The following is a 17,580-nucleotide window of genomic DNA, read 5'->3' as shown; positions in this document are numbered from 1 at the left end:
GATCGTCAGCCTTCTTGCGGGAGCAGCCGGACGGCATCCGGCGCGATCGAGAGGCCGACGCGATCGTCGGCATTGACCCTGATCGTGTTCGGTGCATCCACAGTCAGCGGACTGGCCGCAGCGTCGCGGACGATGATGCGCTGGCGATCACCGGCAAAGCGAACGCTGTCGACCACGCCGGTCAGTTGAGCCTGCGCTGCATCCACGATGGCGATCGTTTCGGGACGAACCATCGCTACAGCTTTGGTGCGCTGATCCGGCGCGGCGACCAACTGCCGGCCGCCGGGAAGAATGAGATGGCCGCCTTCGATGGCAGCTTCGAGGATGTTTGCGGCACCGACGAATTCAGCGACGAAGCGATTGGCGGGAGTGAAATAGATCTCCCGCGGCGTTCCGACCTGGGCGATCGCCCCCTTGCGCATCACCACGATGCGGTCGCCGAGCTCCATCGCTTCGGCCTGATCATGGGTCACATAGATGGCGGTGATGCCGAGCTTGCGCAGCAGCCCATTGAGCTCGCCGCGCAACCGTTCGCGCAAGGCAGCGTCGAGCGCGGTCAGCGGCTCGTCGAGCAGCAGCACACTCGGCCGGATCGCGACGGCGCGCGCGAGCGCGACGCGTTGGCGCTGGCCGCCGGAGAGCTGATCGATGCGCCGGTCTTCCAGCCCGCCCAGATTGGTCAGCGCGACGAGCTCAGCCACCCGGGCCGCGCGGTCAGCCTTGGCGACCCCGCGAATCTTCAGCCCATAGCCGATGTTGTCGGCCACGCTCATGTTCGGAAACAGCGCATAGGATTGGAACACCATGCCGACATTGCGCTTCTCGATCGGCTTGCGCGTCAGATCGGCGCCATCGAACAGGACACGTCCGCCGGCATCCGGTGTCTCGAGACCGGCCACGATCCGCAGCAGCGTGGTCTTGCCGCAGCCGGACGGGCCAAGCAGCACGAGCGTCTCGCTCTGGGCAATGTCGAGCGTGGCGCGGGCGAGCGCGCAGGTCCCGTCGGCAAACGTCTTGCCGCAATTCTCCACCGTCAGCGCGGCGCCGTGCCGGGTCATCATGGTCACCTCGAACTCCCCTTCTCGCCGATCCATTGCATGGCCATCAGCAGCGGAATGATCATGACGAAGAAGATCAGCGTGTAGGCCGAGGCCACTTCGAGCCGCATCGACGCATAGCTGTCGGCAAGGCCGACCGGCAACGTCTTGGTCAATGGCGTGTGCAACATCCAAGTCAGATTGAATTCGCCGAGTGAGAGCGTGACGACCATCAGGCTGCCGGCCAGGATTCCCGGCGCCGCATTGGGAATGATGACATCGACGAAGCGGCGCCACGGCGAGGCCCCGACCGATGCGGCGCCCTCATCGAGCGACCTGACGTCGATGGTGGCGAACACGGCCATTACCGAGCGGACCATGAACGGCATCGTGAAGATCACATGGCCCGCGAGAATGAACAGCCACGAGCGGCGAAAGCTGCCGAAGCCGCCATAGGTCAGCAACAGCGCCAGCGCGATCGCGAGCCCGGGGATTGCAAGCGGCAACGTGATGATCTCCTCGGCCAGACGGGCCAGGCGCCCGCCGCGCACGAACAGCGCGTAGGCGGCGGGAACGCCGACCACCAGCGTGACCGCCAGCGTGCCCAGTGCAATCAGGATCGAAGCCACGATCGTGTCGGCATAGAGCTCCCAGACCTGGACGACCCATTGCAGGGTGACGCCGGACTGAATGCCGCGGAAATAATTGACCGTGACGCCGGCCGCGATCGAGAGACCTGCAGGCACAGCAAGAAAGGCCGCGACGAGCAGCGTGAACAGGAACTGCAGGCTGAATGTGACCCGATCTCGCACGTGCCTACCCTGCCGCAGCGACGGCGTTGCCGGTGAAGGACCGCGACAAGGCCAGGATCAGCCACGTCATCACGCCGAGCCCGACCGACAGCGCCGCCGAGGTCGCAAGATTGCCCGCCAAGGTGAACTCCGTGTAGATCAGCATCGGCAGCACGTCGATATTGGTGGCCAGCGTGAACGCCGTGCCGAATGCGCCCATCGCCGTTGCGAACGCGATGGCCCCAGAGGCGACCAGGGCCGGCGCGAGCGCCGGCAGGATCACGTCGCGCAGCACGGCCCAGGGCCCTGCGCCGAGCGAGCGCGCCGCCTCCTCCAGCCCAGGATCGAGCTTCTGCGCCGCCGCCATGATGGTGAGGATCACGCGCGGGATCGAGAAATAGAGATAGCCGAGGAACAGCCCGTAGATCGAATAGGCGAAAACGAGCTTGTCGCCGGTGAGGCGCGAGGAGACCTCGCCGATCAGCCCCTGTCGTCCCGCAAGCAGGATGATCATGAAGCCGATCACGACACCGGGAAAAGCGAGCGGGAAGGTCAGGATTGCGACCAGAAGCGCCCGGCCCGGAAACCGATGGCGCTGAAGGAATAGCCCGGCGATCGTCGCAATGACGAGCGTCGCGATCGTCGTCGCCGCGGCCAGCACGACCGTGTTGAGGAGCGTGGCGCGGTAACGGGACTCGAGCAGGATCGCCAGATATTCCGCCAGCCCGCGCGGCCCCTCGGCGCCGGTGACGAGCAGCCGCGACATCGGCAGGAGAAAGAAGGCTGACGTTACCGCCGCCAGCGGCAGCAGGCAGAGCCAGAGGAAGGATTTGTGCGACATGGGATCAGGGCACGCCCCGCCGGATCACATCCGGCGGGGCGTCGCGCTCTCAACGAACTTCGGACAGATAGCGATCGACGAACGCCTTCTGGGCCGTTTCCATGTCGCCCCAGTTCACGCTCTTGGCGCGCGCGTAGTCGCTGTCGGGCAGGAACTTGTTCTTCACGGCGTCAGGAAGCTCGATCGGACGGGCCGGCCGCAGATAGGCATTGGTCCAGATCGCCTGCCCCTTGTCGGACAGCAGATAGTCGATGACCTTCTTCGCCTTGTCCTTGTCGGGGGCGTTCTTCACGAGGCCGACGACGTAGGGGAAGATCACCGAGCCCTCACACGGAATGACGAACTCGAAATTGCCCTTCTCGGCGTACTTCGCGCGGTAGGCGTTGAAATCGTAGTCGAACAGGATCGGAATCTCGCCCGAGACCACGCGCGCATAGGACGTCTGCTTCGGCACGATCGGTTCGTTCTTGCGCAGGTCCTTGAAGAAGGCGAGAGCCGGATCGAAATTGCTCTGCGACCCGCCTAGCGCCAGATTGACGGCAACGGCGCCGACATAGCCGACCGCCGCCGAGCTCGGGTCGAGATAGCCGACCATCCCCTTGTAGTCGGGCTTGAGCAGATCCTTCCAGCAGGCCGGAACAGGCTTGCCGCCGAGCGCATCCTTGTTCACGAACAGGCCGAGCGTGCCCGAATGGATCGTCGTCCAATAGCCGTCCGCGTCCTTCAGACCGGCCGGGACCTGATCCCAGTTGGCCGGCTTGTAGGCGTCCAGCGCGTCCTGCGCTTTCGCCTTCATGCCGAAAGTCACGCCGAAATAGCCGATGTCGCCGACAGGATTGCTCTTCTCGGCCAGGATCTGTGCCAGCGCCTGGCCGGAGTTCTTGTTGTCGTGCGGAATGTCGTAGCCAAGATCGGTCTTGATCGCCTTGAGCATCGAGGCCCAGTCGGCCCACTCCGGCGGACAATTGTAGCAGATAACATCAGCAGCCTTGGCCGGCTGCCACGGCGCTACAACACAGAGCGCGAGCAAAGCGAGAACGAGGCGGGTGACCTTCATGAAGACTAACTCCGTATTCTTGGCACAACGGCCAGTTCCGAAGCTTCCCCTAAAGCCGGCACATGAAGGATTTGCGACAGCGAGTGCAGTGCACACAGCACGAACGGCATCCTGATCGTTTGTCTACGAACGATCGCAACCTGCAGATGCCGATCCGTTCACGCGACGGCGCGGCGCCCGATGATGGCAAAACGCAGCTTGCCCGAGATCCAGTCGATCGCAGCCACCGCCACCAGGATCATCAGGATCAGGAACGACACCTTCTGCCATTCCAGCACGCGGATCTGCTCCGCCAGCTGCAGTCCGATGCCGCCGGCGCCGACGATGCCGATGATCGTGGCCGAGCGCGTGTTGGATTCGATGAAGTAGAGCACCTGCCCGGCGATCACCGGAAGGACCTGCGGCAGCAGGCCGAAACGAATCTCATGCAGCGCATTGCCTCCCGCGGCGCGCACGCCTTCCACCTGCTTGCGGTCGGCGCCTTCCATCGCCTCGGAAAACAGCTTGCCGAGCGCACCGAAGTCGGAGACCGCGATCGCGAGCACGCCGGCGAATGGTCCGAGGCCGACGACATTGATCCAGACCAGCGCCCAGATCAGCGTGTCGACGCCGCGGATGGTGTCGAACAGCCGGCGCACCGGAAACCGGAAGATTGCCGACGGAATGACATTGCGCGCCGCGAGCAGGCTGACGGGAAATGCAAAACAGGCAGCGAGGGTGGTGCCGAGCACCGCGATCGACAAGGTCTCTCCGAGAGCCTTGAGATAGATCGGCAGCGACGAGCCCGGATCGGGCGGCAACATCAGGCGGGCGATCCAGCCAAGCTGGCTGAGGCCCGACAGCATCCGCGACGGCGAGAAATCCAGATCGACGACGCCGAACACGAACACCGCAAGCGCTAATAGCAGCACGGCCGGGGTGGCGAGGCGCGCCGAAACCGGCCGGTCGAAGATGTGCGGATGGCGCGCCCTGAGCTGCTCGATATCCGGGGTCTCGACGCTGTTCATGTCCGCGCCTCCGCGCCGAACAGCCGCCCGCGTAACCAGCCGGTGCCGATATCGATCAGGAACACGGTCGCCACGATCATGAGCAGGATGGCGCTGACGTCGGAATAGTAGAATTTGCGGACTGCGACCACGAGTTCCTGGCCGATGCCGCCCGCACCGACGAAGCCCATCACCGAGGCCTCACGCACGTTGATCTCAAAACGCAGCAGCGTATAGCTCGAGAAGCCTCCGATGACCTGCGGCAACACGCCAAAGCGCATGCAGGACAGCCAGCTGGCGCCGGTGGCGCGGACGCCCTCGACCGGCTTCATATCGGCGTTCTCCACGACTTCGGAGAACAGCTTGCCCAGCGCTCCGCTCGAATGCAGGGCGATGGCGAGCACGCCGGGAACCGGGCCGAGTCCAAAGGCGATGACGAAGATCAGCGCGAAGACGATGCCGGGGACCGTGCGGGCGAATTCGAGCAGCCGGCGGACTATGAATCGTACCCATGGCCCCGGCGAGGTATTCTCCGCTGCGAGGAAGTTGAGGCAGAAAGCGACGAGCATTCCTGCCATCGTGCCGACATAGCTGATCAGCAGCGTCTCGCCGAGCAGCTTGATCCACTTCTTGAAACCCCAGAACCACTCCGGCAGGTTGGTCCAGACGCGATGGCCGTCGTCAAGCGTGAAGATGCGATCGAAATAGCTGACGAAGTTGCCGAAATACGTATAGAGCGTGCGCAGATTGACTTCCGCACCAATGGCTGCGGCGGCGAGAACGGCCACGAACACCGCCGCCGAGACCGCGAAACGCAACCGACGTTGCGACATCGCCCGGCGATAGGCCTCGTTTAGAGCCGCAAGCTGCTGGCTTGGAAGGATCGAAACGGCAATCGCCATCGGGTCGTGCTGCTCTCGATTCAGGCGCTTCGGATCTTTGCAGGAGACGAGCCGGGCCACGGGGACCCGACTCGTCTCGGTGGGCTGTCGGTCAGGACGCCTTCTTGCGCAGGCTGTCAACGAACTTGATCAGGTCGATCGTGCCATCCCAATCCTTGGTCGTGGCGGGATGGAAGCCCTTCTTCTGGCCGTCGGAGAGACGGTCGAACGCCGCCTTGTCCTTCGTCGGCGCCTCGGAGAAGGCCTTCGCGATCGCCGACTTCAGCTCAGCTGGCAGATCCGAATTATAGGCATAGGGGCCGTTGATGATCGGGGCCGATTTGTGGATGATGCGGAAGTCCTCCTTCTTCATCGGCGAGCCGTCGGCGTTCTTCAGCATGCCCTTGGTCAGCATCTGCGCCAGAGTCGAGTCATTGTCGCTCGTCCACTGGTTGGCCGCGATATCGACGGTCCCCTGGGACAGGGCCAGCACGGCGTTTTCGTGGCTGCCGGTGAACACCACCTTGCCGAAATAGGTCTCGGCATCGGTGACGCCCATCTTGTTGAGCTCGAAGCGCGGCACGTTGTTGCCCGACGTCGAGTTCGGATCGACCAGGCCGAGATTCTTGCCCTTGAGATCTTCGACCTTCTGATACGGGCTGCTCGCCTTGACGAAGAACACCGAGTAATAACCGGTGCTGCCGTCGGAATTGATGTCGTTGGCGAAGGCATCGGTCTTGACACCGGTCAGACGGGCGCGGGCGAACGAGGCCGAGCCATAGCTCGCGATGTGGATGTTGCCGGCGCGCTGGCCCTCGATGACGGCAGCATAGTCGTTGGCGATGCGCAGCGTCACCTTCACGCCGAGCTCCTTCGACAGGTAGTTCACGAACGGCGTCCAGCGCTCGGTGACACCCGAGGCGTTCTCCGCCGGGACCACCGCGAAGGTCAGCTCGGGATATTTCGCCTTCCAGTCCTCGGCCGCAGCCGAGGCGGTGAAAGCCAGCGCGGCGACGCCCGCCAGAACGATGCGACGATTGATCATAACATGCCCTCTTGTTGCAGTAAGTAACAGGCCTCACCCCAGCGCGATGCGGGAGCGGAGGTTGCAGAAATCCGCTTGTCAGGCCACGGCGGCTTCGCCGAGGGCCGGAACGGTTGCCGCCGGTGCGGGATGGACCTTGTCCATGACCTCATCGGCTTCGAGATCGTAGAGCTCGCGCGCAATCTGCGCCGTCAGCGCCGCCGGCACGTCGTCGAACACGACCCGCCCGGTCGCCATGCCGATCAGGCGATCGCAATAGCCGCGCGCGAGATCGAGCGAATGCAAGTTGCAGACCACCGTGATGCCGAAATGCTTGTTGATGCGAAGCAGCGCGTCCATCACGATCTTGGTGTTGCGGGGATCGAGCGAGGCGATCGGCTCGTCCGCGAGAATGATATCCGGGTTCTGGACCAGCGCGCGCGCGATCGCGACGCGCTGCTGCTGGCCGCCCGAGAGCTGATCGGCGCGTTGCGCGGCGAGCGAGGCCATGTCGAACTGCTCCAGTGCCGACATCGCCACGGCGACGTCCTCAGCCGGCCAGAGCTGCGCCAGCGAGCGCCACGACGGAATCTCGGCCAGCCGTCCCATCAGCACGTTCGTCAGCACGTCGAGACGGCCGACCAGGTTGAACTGCTGGAAGATCATCGCCGAGCGCGCACGCCATTGCCGCAGGTCGCGGCCGCGCAGCGCGGTCACATCGAGATCCTTGAAGAGAATGCGTCCGCCGGTCACCGGGCTCAGGCGATTGATGGAGCGCAGCAGGGTCGACTTGCCGGCGCCCGAACGCCCGATCACGCCGACGAAGCTGCCGGGTGCAACAGAGAACGATGCATTGTCGACCGCGGCTCTCGTGCCGAACCGGCACGTCAGGCCATCCACCACCAGCATTGAATTCTCCAGACGCCTCGCTTTGCCGTATCGCTAGCGTCTGGATTCTACAGTTATGTGACAATGGCACTGCAGCGCCACAGTCGTGCACATGCCGCCACGGTCATGCGGACGTCATGCATCCGTCATAGTGGACGACATACACACTCCCCGGAGTGAAGACAGGACTTGAGATGGCCGGCAAATCGCTTTCGATAACTCCTACCGTTGATCCCTCGGCGAAACTTCAGGATGTAGGGCTCGGCATCTATTGCGAGGTCGGCGCCCGCACCATCCTTCAGGAGGTGACAATGGGCGACTACTCCTACGTGGTCAACGACGCCCAGATCACCTACACGACGATCGGAAAGTTCTGCTCGATCGCGGCGATGACCCGGATCAATCCGGGCAACCACCCGATGCACCGCGCGACCCAGGCGCACTTCACCTACCGCGCCAGTTCCTATTTCCCTGGCGAAGCAGACGATGCGGAGTTCTTCGCCTGGCGCAGAGAACATCACGTCGACATTGGGCACGATGTCTGGATCGGCCATGGCGCGATCATATTGCCTGGCCGCAACATCGGCACCGGCGCGGTCGTGGCGGCTGGCGCCATCGTGACCAAGAGCGTGCCGCCCTACACGATCGTGGCCGGCAATCCCGCACGACCGATCAAGCGCCGCTTTCCGCTCGAGATCGAGCAGCGCCTCGTCAATCTCGCCTGGTGGGATTGGGAGCACGAGGCACTGCGCGCCGCGCTGCCGGATTTCCGCAGGCTCGGGATCACCGAGTTTCTGGACAAGCATGAAGGAGCACTCGACGCAGCGCACAGGGTGCGGCAGAGTGCCGCCCCATGACTGATATTTTCATCTCCGGTGGCCGCTGCCTGATCGGCCCTGATCTCACCCACACATCATTGACGATTTCCGAGGGCCTGATCTCCAGGCTCGACGCCTCCGGCCACGCCGGTCTCGACCTCGACGCAGGTGGACTTGCGGTGCTGCCCGGCATCGTCGATATCCATGGTGACGCCTTCGAGCGGCAGATGATGCCCCGCGCAGGCGTCGATTTTCCGATCGACGTCGCGCTGATCGACAGCGATCGCCAGGCGGTCAGCAATGGCATCACCACGGTCTTCCATGCGGCCACCTGGTCATGGGAGCCCGGGCTGCGCAGTGCCGCCAATGCGCGTCACCTGCTGGAATCGATCGAAGCGCTGCGGCCGCGGCTCGCCGCCGACACCCGCTTCCACCTGCGTCACGAGACCTACAATCTCGACGACGAGAACGAAATCCGCGGGCTGCTCGCCGCACAGCGGATCGACCTGTTCGCCTTCAACGACCACATGGACTCCACCGTCGCGAGCCTGGACAAGCCTCACAAGCGTCAGCGCATGGTGGATCGCGCCGGCCTGTCCGGCGACGATTTCGATCGCCTCGTCCAACGCATTGCCGCGCGCGCCGACGCCGTGCCGGCATCCATCGCACGCCTTGCCGAAGCCGCACGCCAGGCCGGCATCCGGATGCTGTCGCATGATGACGAGAGTCCCGAGATGCGCCGAGCCTTTCGCGGACAAGGCGTGGGCATCGCGGAGTTTCCAGTCAACGAGGAGACCGCGCGCGAGGCCGCTGCGGGTGGCGATGCAATCGTATTTGGCGCCCCCAACGTCGTCCGCGGCGGCAGCCATACCGGCTGGACCAAGGCCAGCGAGATGATCAGCAAGGGCCTGTGCTCGGTGCTGGCGTCCGACTATTATTATCCAGCTCCGCTGCTGGCCGCCTACCGCCTCGTCGCCGACCGCATTCTCTCTTTGCCTCGCGCGTGGAGCCTGATCTCGGCTGGCCCGGCGCATGCCGCGGGCTTGTCGGATCGCGGCGCTCTCGCCGCGGGGCAACGTGCGGATATCATCCTCGTGGATGACAGCGCGCCGATGCGCCCGCGCGTCGTTGCCGTGATCGCAGCCGGCCGCTTGGTCTACCTCACCGAGACCAATCGCCTCAGCACCGCCGTGGCGCCGCGCGCGGCCGCGGCAGAGTAACGTTCTCATGACCGATTTCCCGCGTTACGCAATCTACTACGCACCGGCGGCAGATGCGCCGCTCGCCAGATTCGGCGCCAGTCTGCTTGGTTACGATGCCTGGGTCGGCTGCGGGCTGGACTTCCCGCGCGAGATCACCGACGCGGTTCCAGATTGGTCCGAGCTGACCGCTGACGCCCGCAAATACGGCTTCCATGCCACGCTGAAGGCGCCATTTGCGCTGGCCGACGCGCGCACCGAGGCCGAGCTATGTGAGGCCTGCGCCGACTTCGCCGCGACACCTCGGACCATTCCGCTCATCCGGCCTGTCGTGGAGGCGATCAGCGGCTTCATCGCAGTGATCCCTGGTGAGGCGTCGCCGGCGCTGCAGGAGTTTGCGGCCGCCTGTGTCCTTGCGTTCGAGCCGTTTCGTGCGCCGATGACTCCCAATGACCGCGCCAGGCGCAAGCCAGAACTGATGACGCCGCGCCAGCGCGAGCACCTCGATCGCTGGGGCTACCAATACGTGATGGAGGACTTCCGCTTCCACATGACGCTGACATGCCGGTTGTCCGACGAACGACGTCGGCCGATACTGGCCATGCTCCAGCGCCGCTTCGCAGCCCTCGAGATCGCCACGCTGGCGATCGAGCGCATTGCGCTGTTCCGGCAGCTCGGCGCAAGCAGCCGCTTCAGCATCATCGGAAGCTGGCCAATCACCGGCAAGTAACCGAGTGGTTCAAGCGAAGTTGGGAAGCCGGCCTACACCGCCTTCGTCAGAGCGCCGTCAATGACGAGGTTGGTTCCGGAGATCCGGCTGGCCAATGGACTGGCCAGCATCACCACGCCGTATGCCACCTCCGCTGCGGTTCCCATCCGGCCAGTTGGATTCAAGCCCATCGCGGTCTTGAACAGGTCAGGCGAGCCGTTCTCGATGTTCTGCCAGATGCCGCCTTCGAAATACGTGTTGCCCGGCGAGACGGCGTTGACGCGAATGCCCTTGGCCACGAGCTGGTGCGCGAGCCCCTTCGCGTAATGGATCAGCGCGCCCTTGATCGCCCCATAGGATCCCGCGGCAAAGTCGACTTCAAATCCAGACACGCTGGAGATGATGTTGATCGAAGCCGATGTCGACTGCTCGAGATAGGGTACGGCCGCCGCCACCGAGTTGACCGTATGCATCATGTCGATCCGGAAGGATTTTTCCCATGTCTCCGGCGAATCGCCGACGGCGAGCGCGCTGACATTGCAGACCACGCAATCGACGCCGCCGAACTCCTGCGCCGCGCCGTCGACCCAGCCCTTCAGCGCAGCGGCATCGGCAACGTCGATCACCTGCCCCCACGCCTTGACACCCTTTGCCGTGAGCTTCGTCACCGCCTTGCCGACCGCTTCCGCATCGCGCGCGCAGATCGCCACGTTTGCGCCCTCAGCGGCAAACAACTCCGCGATCGCAAGTCCGATACCTTTGCTGCCACCTGTCACCAGCACGCTCTTGCCGGCCAATCCCAGGTCCATGATCGTCTCCGTTGGTCTTTGTGTGGGCGTCAGCCTGCTCACGCTGGGGAAATCGTCCCAGGCCTTTGCAAGTCCGCGAGGAGACTATGGTCGCGCGGTACAGCAGCAAGGCGAAATAACAGACGCGATCTGCTGAAAAGCTGACAACCTCGTGCAGCCCGACACGTGGGAGCAGAGGCGATGGCATTGCGCTGCCGATCGAATGTCACCTTGCTGCCGCTTACAGGGTCGCTTTGGTCAAACCCGCATCGCAGTCGCGGTCACGATGTCGATTTTGCCACTGCGACCGCACAAAGAAATTGCAGGGCCGCCGCAGCTGAGAAGGACCATTGTCCAGGCGTGAGGCGATCGGTCGATGCCGCGCCGTCAACTCGTCTTTGTGCCTGGCATGAGCCGCACGCTCAGAATGCATCGCGCGCGTTCGACCGAATGTCACGAATCGGACGCTGCGTATTCCGCTCCCAAGCTCGTGGCAGTGTCTTGGGCAGATCCCGAACATCACTCTCATTCGCAATCGCAGCAACATCAAACCCGCTGTCGCCTTTACGACAAAGCATTGATGTTGATAGCTAATGGCATATCGCTTGCAATGCACAACGGGCCTCGCTATTGCAGCGCAATATTTTCTTGGAGTGCGACATGCTCGGAATTGGAAGTAAGCTGCCTTCGTTCGAAATCGTCGGCGTGAAGCCCGGTTTTCATTTTCAGGAGGAGAAGGGCGAGAGCGCCTTCGAGACCTTGACCGAGACGAGCTTCCCCGGAAAATGGAAGATCATCTTCTTCTATCCGAAGGACTTCACTTTCGTCTGCCCGACGGAAATCGCCGAGTTCGCTCGGCTCGCAAACGACTTCGCCGACCGCGACGCGGTCGTGCTCGGCGGCTCGACCGACAATGAATTCGTCAAGCTGGCCTGGCGTCGCGACCACAAGGATCTGCACAAGCTGCCGATCTGGCAATTCGCCGACACCAAGGGTGCGCTGGTGGACGGTCTCGGCGTCCGCTCGCCGGACGGCGTCGCCTACCGCTATACGTTCATCGTCGATCCCGACAACACGATCCAGCACGTCTATGCGACCAACCTCAACGTCGGTCGCGCACCGAAGGACACGCTGCGCGTGCTGGACGCGCTGCAGACCGACGAACTCTGCCCCTGCAACCGCGAGGTCGGCGGCGAGACTCTGAAGGTTGCTTGATCATGTCGATCGAGCAGCTGAAGGCCCAGATCCCGGACTTCGCCAAGGACGTCAGGCTCAATCTGTCGTCCATGGCTTCGGATGAGACGCTACCGCCGCAGGCCAAATATGGGCTGTTCGTCGCCTGCGCGATTGCGACCCGCAATCCGACGGTGACGACGGCACTCGAATCGGTCGCAGCCGCGCAGCTGTCGCCGGCCGCCTTGGCGGCGGCGAAATCAGCCGCCGCGATCATGGCCATGAACAACGTCTACTATCGATTCGTGCACCTTGCCTCGAACAAGGAGTACGCAACGATGCCGGCACGGCTGCGGATGAACGTCATCGCCAATCCCGGTGTCGACAAGGCCGATTTCGAGCTGTGGTCGCTGGCGGTGTCCGCCATCAACGGCTGCGGCACCTGCATCGACGCGCACGAAAAGGTTCTGCAGGATGCGGGTGTGAACGCCGCCACGGTCCAGACGGCCGTCCGCTTCGCTGCCATCATCCAGTCGGTCGCCGTCGCGATCGAAGCCGCTGGTGTGGCCGTCGCCCTCGCGGCCGAGTAGAAAATCGACCCGATATGTGAATGCGGCCGGCATTGTCCGGCCGCATTTGCTTTTCAGACATTCACGTCTGGGTTGTAGAATATTGCGCAACGCCCGCAACCGGGCCGGCAGCTAAGCATCTGACTTCACGGCAAAGTCGCAATAGCCGCGGCATTCAGATACTCCAGTCTTATTCCGGCGGCCGGTTGGACTTACGTCCCGGCTCGCGCATTGCGCGTATCGACGGATGCGGCAAGCCGGGAAATTTCCATCAAATAGCCTTACCTACTCACGCTTCCCGCCAAGAACATTGATCAGCTTAGGGCCAAGCAACATCGATTGTGACCAGGACGCGCGAAAACAGTGGCGCGCATGTCGGAAGGAAACCGGACCTGTCAGTCTCGACGGAAGCGTTGGTGCATTTCCTCCGAGCTCGCATCATGCGATCCTCGGTTGGACCGCGCGTGCCTGACGCCCTGAAGCTCTCTCCCACGACCCGGTCGTCGGAGACAGGAGGCTAGTGATGAGTGCTCCAGTTCAGAACGATCCGGCGAAGCCGGCCCCGCCTTGGGCGAGTGAGGAGCTTCGCAAATATGCGCCGCGCCGTCGCCAGGCGGACGTCGGTCCGACGATGCATGAGTCGCCGGTAGATAACGTCCCCCTGCCGCATCATCTGATCGCACGGCCCAACTCGCTGCCGGCACGGCCGGCCGCCGTCGACCTCGATGACGAGGAACAACATCGCGCCTGGAATTCGAAGCTCGATCCCGTCGTGATGCCGTTGCCGCCGGATGATCCGGACAAGTCGTTCCGTCTCGGCGGCCTCGTCAAGATTGGCGCCGCCATCGGCATCGCCGCATCCGTTGCGATGATCGTCGTGAACATGGTCTCCTTCGACAATGGCAATGGCGGAACGGCACCGAGCGGCAAGAGCCAGATCATGCCATCGACCGTCCTGGAAAGCCTGGCGCAGATCGACCCGGCAGAAGCCAAGGTCGCCCAGGAGGATCCGCCGCAAACGGTCGCCTCGCTGATGGCCCCCAGCAATACCGACGTGATGACGCGGAGCTGGCCCTCATCTCCATCCTCGCCTCCGCCGGCCATGGCTGCACCGGCGGTCTCGAACCCGTCTCCCCCGCTCCCGCCGATCGCATCCCGTCCAACCGTTCCTCTGCCGAGAGACGAGGTCGATATGCTCATGAAGCGCGGACGCGACCTGCTCGCTGCCGGCGACGTCGCAAGCGCGCGCCTGATCCTGACACGGCTCTCTGACGCAGGGATCGCCGAGGCCTCGCTTCTGCTCGCGCGGACCTACGATCCCACCGAGCTGACGAAATCTCGGATCCTTGGGGCCGTTCCCGACGCCGCCAAGGCGCGCATCTGGTATCTCAGGGCGGCAGAGCAAGGATCGCCGGAAGCCAACCGCCGCATCTCGGCCGCACGCTAACAAGCTCAGAACCGGAGCGCTCGCGCGCGATCCGTCACCGCTTTCGGCAAGACGGGCGGCCGCGATTGTGTGCGCCGAAAAACGACATATCGATGGGAGGATTGATGATGCAGGGCATCGACGCTGCAGTTCGCGCCTGCTCAGCCAGTACAGGGAGCCGACGCCTCGAACGACGGCCGAACAACAGCCGGGCCGGGGCAGCCGCATGTCTCGCCTTGGCTCTGTCCGCTCCGATCGCGCTGACCGGCCATCAGGCGGCGGTTGCGGCCGACAGCGAAATCCGCATCGGCAACACGATGCCCTATAGCGGCCCTGCCCTCGCCTATGGCGTCATCGGCAAGGCCATCGCCGCCTATTTCAACAAGATCAATGCCGAGGGCGGCATCAACGGCCGGCGCATCAACTTCATCTCATACGACGACGGCTACGCTCCGCAGAAGACCATGGAGCTGACGCGCAGGCTCGTCGAAGAGGACAAGGTGCTGTTGACGTTCGCGAGCTTGGGCACGGCTCCCAACCTGGCGGTCCGCCCGTATCTCAACGCCAACAAAGTCCCGCAATTGTTCGTCGCCTCCGGCTCATCGCAGTGGGACCAGCCGCACGACTTTCCGTGGACCATGGGCTTTCAGCCGAGCTACCAGGCCGAGGCGCACGTCTATGCCCAGTACCTGCTGGAAACCCACAGCCGCGGCAAGATCGCCATTCTCTACCAGGACGATGATTTCGGTAAGGACTACGTCAAGGGACTGAAGGACGGCCTGGGCGGCAAGCTTCCGATCGTGGCGGAGGCGACCTACAAGGTGACCGACGCCAACGTCAATCAGCAGGTCGCTACGTTGAAGGCCTCCGGCGCCGACATCTTCTTCGATGTGACCACGCCAAAATTTGCCGTCATGGCGATCCGCCGCGCCGCCGAGCTCGGCTGGCATCCGGATCACATCATTTCGACGGTGTCGGAGTCGGTCTCGGCGGTGATGCAGCCGGCGGGTCTGCAGAATGCCGAAGGCATCCTTTCCGCGGGCTACTACTACGAGGGTGACGAGGCCGCGGCTGCGGGCGATTCGTCCTACCGGGAATGGTCTGCGTTCATGGACCGCTATCTGCCCGACATTCCCCGCAGCAATGGCCTTGCGACGTTCGGCTACCTCGCGGCAAATGCGATGGTGGCGGTGTTGAGGAATTGCGGCGACGACCTGTCGCGCGACAACATCATGAAGCACGCGGCGTCCTTGAAGGGCCTCAAATTGCCGATGCTGACGCCGGGAATCACCATCAACACCAGCTCACACGACCACGCGCCGCTCGAGCAGATGCAGATGATGCAGTTCACGGGCGGCAAGTGGCAGCGCTTCGGGCCGGTGCGCAGCGGCATCGATCCCGGCAGCGTCAGCGACTCCTTCAAGACCATCTTCCGCTACGGCACCGCGAAGCGCGACCTGGCGAACCAGCTGAATGCCAACACCGTGACGCTGATGACGGGATCGCTCGGCAGCACCTACGCGAACATGGGCGCGGATCTCGCATCGGTGCTCGACAAAGGCACCGAGTTGCGCGTGCTACCCGTGATCGGCCGCGGCTCGGTCCAGTCGGTGGCCGACATCCTGCTGCTGCGCGGCGTCGATGCCGGTATCATTCGCAAGGACACGTTGGCCTTTCTCGAGCGCAAGGATTTCGCCAGCAATGTGCACGAGCAGCTGGTCTATGTCGCCAAGCTGTTCAATGAAGAGATGCACGTCGTGGCGCCGAAATCGATCACCAGCCTCAGCGAACTCGACGGCAAGACCATCGCGGTCGACCTGCCCGATGGCGGCACCTTCGTTACCTCGATCAACGTGTTCGAACGCCTGGGGATCAGGCCTCACCTTCTTTACATCGAGCCGCGGCTGGCGCTGGACATGCTGCGGCGGGGCGACATCGATGCGATCATCGCGGTCGAAGGCAAGCCGTTGCAGTGGCTGAATCAGGTCAACGACCCCAATCTGCATCTCGTGCCCGTCGAGTACGACAAGGCGCTGCATGACGATTATCTGCCGGCGCAACTGTCTGCCGAAGACTATCCCAACCTCGTCAGTGCCGGGGCTCCGGTGAATACGATTGCCGCAGAGGCTTTGCTGGCGTCGTTCAACTGGCAACCCGGCACCGATCGCCACCGCCGCCTCTCCCTGCTGGTCGAGGCATTGTTCAACAACCTGCCGACGCTGCAGCGGCCGCCGTTTCATCCCAAATGGATGGAAGTGGCGCCGCTCGCTCCGATCGCGGGCTGGACGAGGTTCAAGACGGCGCAGGAATGGCTCGACCGCAACATGCCGGCCACGCAAGTCCTGGGCGCCAATGCGCAGGCCGGCGAGCTGCCGCCGAGCGGTGCACCGACGACCGACGCCCGTCTGTTTCGCGAATTCCTGGAGTGGCGGGTCAACCGCCAGAAGCGCGCGCCTGTGCGCCAGCCGCAATAGTCCGAAGGGCGTCGTCAAACCGCGGCCGGCGCCCTGACGATCCGTACCTGCACGTCGCAGGGACGCGCAAGGTATGGCGCCGAGGTGACCAGCAGGTCGGCGCCGGCGGCCGCATAGGCGGCCGCGTTGTGCGCATTGACGCCGCCCGCAGCGGCAATGATCGGCCGTGTCCGCAATGCCGCCATCGCGTCGATCCGCCTCACGAGTGCCTCGATGTCTCCAGGCGGAAACTTCTCGGCCTGGATGACGTCGAAGCCGGCAACGGCAGCCGCGACAGCCTGCTCGATTCCCGTGACCTCGATGACGAGCCGCTTCTCCGGCGCGGCGCGCCGCAGCCGCTCGGCGGCGTCGGCAAGCGGCGTGTCACCGAGAAACGCCCGGTGCTCGGGAAAGACCAGGATCGTCTCGGACAGGCCGAGCCGGTGCATCACCGCACCGCCTGCCTTCACCGCGGCGACCGCGAACTGCTTCGTGCCCGGGACGTTCTTGCGCGTGCAGGCGATCGCAATGCCCGGCCTCACCGCGCGCGCTGCGCGGACGATCGCCTCGGCTTCCGTCGCCACGCCGGACCAGATTTCGATCAGCGTCTGCGCCACCTTCCAGCCGCGCAACAGACCCGCGGCGGATCCCTGCGCCCGCAGGATTGGAGCACCCTGCTCCAGCACCGTTCCGCTTGCCGCGAGCAGCTCGACCTGGCACCCGGCCAGCTCGATCAACGCCGCCGCGTCCTCAGCCAGCGCCAGCACCATCCGGTCGCGTGCAGCGAACTGCATCGCCCCAGGCACGGCGCCGATCCCGAGCGTCTCGGTGGTCAGATCGCCATGGGGAACGTCGTCCCGAAGCAGGGACTCGAGCTCCTGGTGGGTGGCAGTGGTCCGCACGGGCGACATCTCCTCTTTGTCTCAAGGCCGCATCATCG

The 17,580-nt window shown here is 64.0% G+C and carries 17 protein-coding genes; 7 read left to right on the top strand and 10 right to left on the bottom strand.

What is annotated here, in order from left to right; genetic code table 11:
- Positions 1–5 precede the first annotated feature (5 nt).
- The 8 genes from S58_RS11475 to phnC all read right to left on the bottom strand — a co-directional run bounded on the left by S58_RS11475 (position 6) and on the right by phnC (position 7,526).
- Positions 6–1,061 carry an ABC transporter ATP-binding protein gene (locus tag S58_RS11475; protein ID WP_042340700.1) on the bottom strand — a complete coding sequence of 352 codons (1,056 nt, stop codon included), beginning with the start codon at positions 1,059–1,061 and terminating at the stop codon, positions 6–8.
- Positions 1,062–1,063: 2 nt separating this feature from the next.
- The gene (locus S58_RS11470; RefSeq protein WP_015665466.1) at positions 1,064–1,849 is read right to left on the bottom strand and encodes an ABC transporter permease; all 786 of its coding nucleotides are present in this window, start codon (positions 1,847–1,849) and stop codon (positions 1,064–1,066) included.
- A 4-nt stretch (positions 1,850–1,853) separates the two neighbouring features.
- Entirely contained in the window at positions 1,854–2,669 is an 816-nt protein-coding gene (locus tag S58_RS11465) for an ABC transporter permease (protein ID WP_015665465.1), read from the bottom strand.
- Between the two features lie 49 nt (positions 2,670–2,718).
- Positions 2,719–3,726 carry an ABC transporter substrate-binding protein gene (locus tag S58_RS11460; protein ID WP_015665464.1) on the bottom strand — a complete coding sequence of 336 codons (1,008 nt, stop codon included), beginning with the start codon at positions 3,724–3,726 and terminating at the stop codon, positions 2,719–2,721.
- A 158-nt stretch (positions 3,727–3,884) separates the two neighbouring features.
- Entirely contained in the window at positions 3,885–4,733 is an 849-nt protein-coding gene (phnE, locus tag S58_RS11455; RefSeq protein ID WP_015665463.1) for a phosphonate ABC transporter, permease protein PhnE, read from the bottom strand.
- Entirely contained in the window at positions 4,730–5,614 is an 885-nt protein-coding gene (gene phnE, locus S58_RS11450) for a phosphonate ABC transporter, permease protein PhnE (RefSeq protein ID WP_015665462.1), read from the bottom strand. Before phnE (S58_RS11450) ends, phnE (S58_RS11455) begins: the two co-directional genes overlap by 4 nt.
- Positions 5,615–5,705: 91 nt before the next feature.
- Positions 5,706–6,638: a phosphonate ABC transporter substrate-binding protein gene (phnD, locus tag S58_RS11445; RefSeq protein ID WP_015665461.1), complete on the bottom strand. Its 933-nt coding sequence runs from the start codon at positions 6,636–6,638 to the stop codon at positions 5,706–5,708.
- A gap of 78 nt (positions 6,639–6,716) precedes the next feature.
- Positions 6,717–7,526, bottom strand: coding sequence for a phosphonate ABC transporter ATP-binding protein (gene phnC, locus S58_RS11440; RefSeq protein WP_015665460.1), 810 nt, complete (start codon positions 7,524–7,526; stop codon positions 6,717–6,719).
- 173 nt (positions 7,527–7,699) lie between these two features.
- On the opposite strand from phnC, the gene S58_RS11435 reads away from it, so the two are divergent.
- Genes S58_RS11435 through S58_RS11425 form a run of 3 tightly spaced genes read left to right on the top strand, consistent with a single transcriptional unit; the run spans position 7,700 to position 10,252 of the window.
- Entirely contained in the window at positions 7,700–8,362 is a 663-nt protein-coding gene (locus S58_RS11435; RefSeq protein ID WP_042339236.1) for an LbetaH domain-containing protein, read from the top strand.
- Positions 8,359–9,543, top strand: a complete 1,185-nt coding sequence (locus S58_RS11430; protein WP_015665458.1) for an alpha-D-ribose 1-methylphosphonate 5-triphosphate diphosphatase — start codon at positions 8,359–8,361, stop codon at positions 9,541–9,543. Before S58_RS11435 ends, S58_RS11430 begins: the two co-directional genes overlap by 4 nt.
- 7 nt (positions 9,544–9,550) lie before the next feature.
- The gene (locus tag S58_RS11425) at positions 9,551–10,252 is read left to right on the top strand and encodes a DUF1045 domain-containing protein (protein ID WP_015665457.1); all 702 of its coding nucleotides are present in this window, start codon (positions 9,551–9,553) and stop codon (positions 10,250–10,252) included.
- Positions 10,253–10,284: 32 nt separating this feature from the next.
- On the opposite strand, the gene S58_RS11420 is transcribed toward S58_RS11425, so the two are convergent.
- Positions 10,285–11,040 (bottom strand): SDR family NAD(P)-dependent oxidoreductase, encoded by a 756-nt coding sequence (locus tag S58_RS11420; RefSeq protein WP_015665456.1) that lies wholly within the window; start codon positions 11,038–11,040, stop codon positions 10,285–10,287.
- Between the two features lie 639 nt (positions 11,041–11,679).
- Here S58_RS11420 and S58_RS11415 point away from each other — a divergent pair.
- The 4 genes from S58_RS11415 to S58_RS11400 all read left to right on the top strand — a co-directional run bounded on the left by S58_RS11415 (position 11,680) and on the right by S58_RS11400 (position 16,661).
- Complete coding sequence (locus S58_RS11415) at positions 11,680–12,234, top strand: peroxiredoxin (RefSeq protein ID WP_015665455.1); 555 nt, start codon at positions 11,680–11,682, stop codon at positions 12,232–12,234.
- A 2-nt stretch (positions 12,235–12,236) separates the two neighbouring features.
- Positions 12,237–12,782 (top strand): carboxymuconolactone decarboxylase family protein, encoded by a 546-nt coding sequence (locus S58_RS11410; protein WP_015665454.1) that lies wholly within the window; start codon positions 12,237–12,239, stop codon positions 12,780–12,782.
- 502 nt (positions 12,783–13,284) lie between these two features.
- On the top strand, positions 13,285–14,208 hold the full coding sequence (locus tag S58_RS11405; protein WP_015665453.1) for an SEL1-like repeat protein: 924 nt from the start codon (positions 13,285–13,287) through the stop codon (positions 14,206–14,208).
- Positions 14,209–14,312: 104 nt separating this feature from the next.
- Positions 14,313–16,661: an ABC transporter substrate-binding protein gene (locus S58_RS11400; protein ID WP_052351207.1), complete on the top strand. Its 2,349-nt coding sequence runs from the start codon at positions 14,313–14,315 to the stop codon at positions 16,659–16,661.
- Positions 16,662–16,675: 14 nt separating this feature from the next.
- Here S58_RS11400 and modD read toward each other — a convergent pair whose 3' ends face one another.
- The gene (gene modD / locus S58_RS11395) at positions 16,676–17,542 is read right to left on the bottom strand and encodes a ModD protein (RefSeq protein WP_015665451.1); all 867 of its coding nucleotides are present in this window, start codon (positions 17,540–17,542) and stop codon (positions 16,676–16,678) included.
- Positions 17,543–17,580 lie beyond the last annotated feature (38 nt).

This window comes from Bradyrhizobium oligotrophicum S58 (genome assembly GCF_000344805.1).
Lineage (GTDB): Bacteria > Pseudomonadota > Alphaproteobacteria > Rhizobiales > Xanthobacteraceae > Bradyrhizobium > Bradyrhizobium oligotrophicum.
This window is presented reverse-complemented; position numbering and strand designations above follow the sequence as displayed.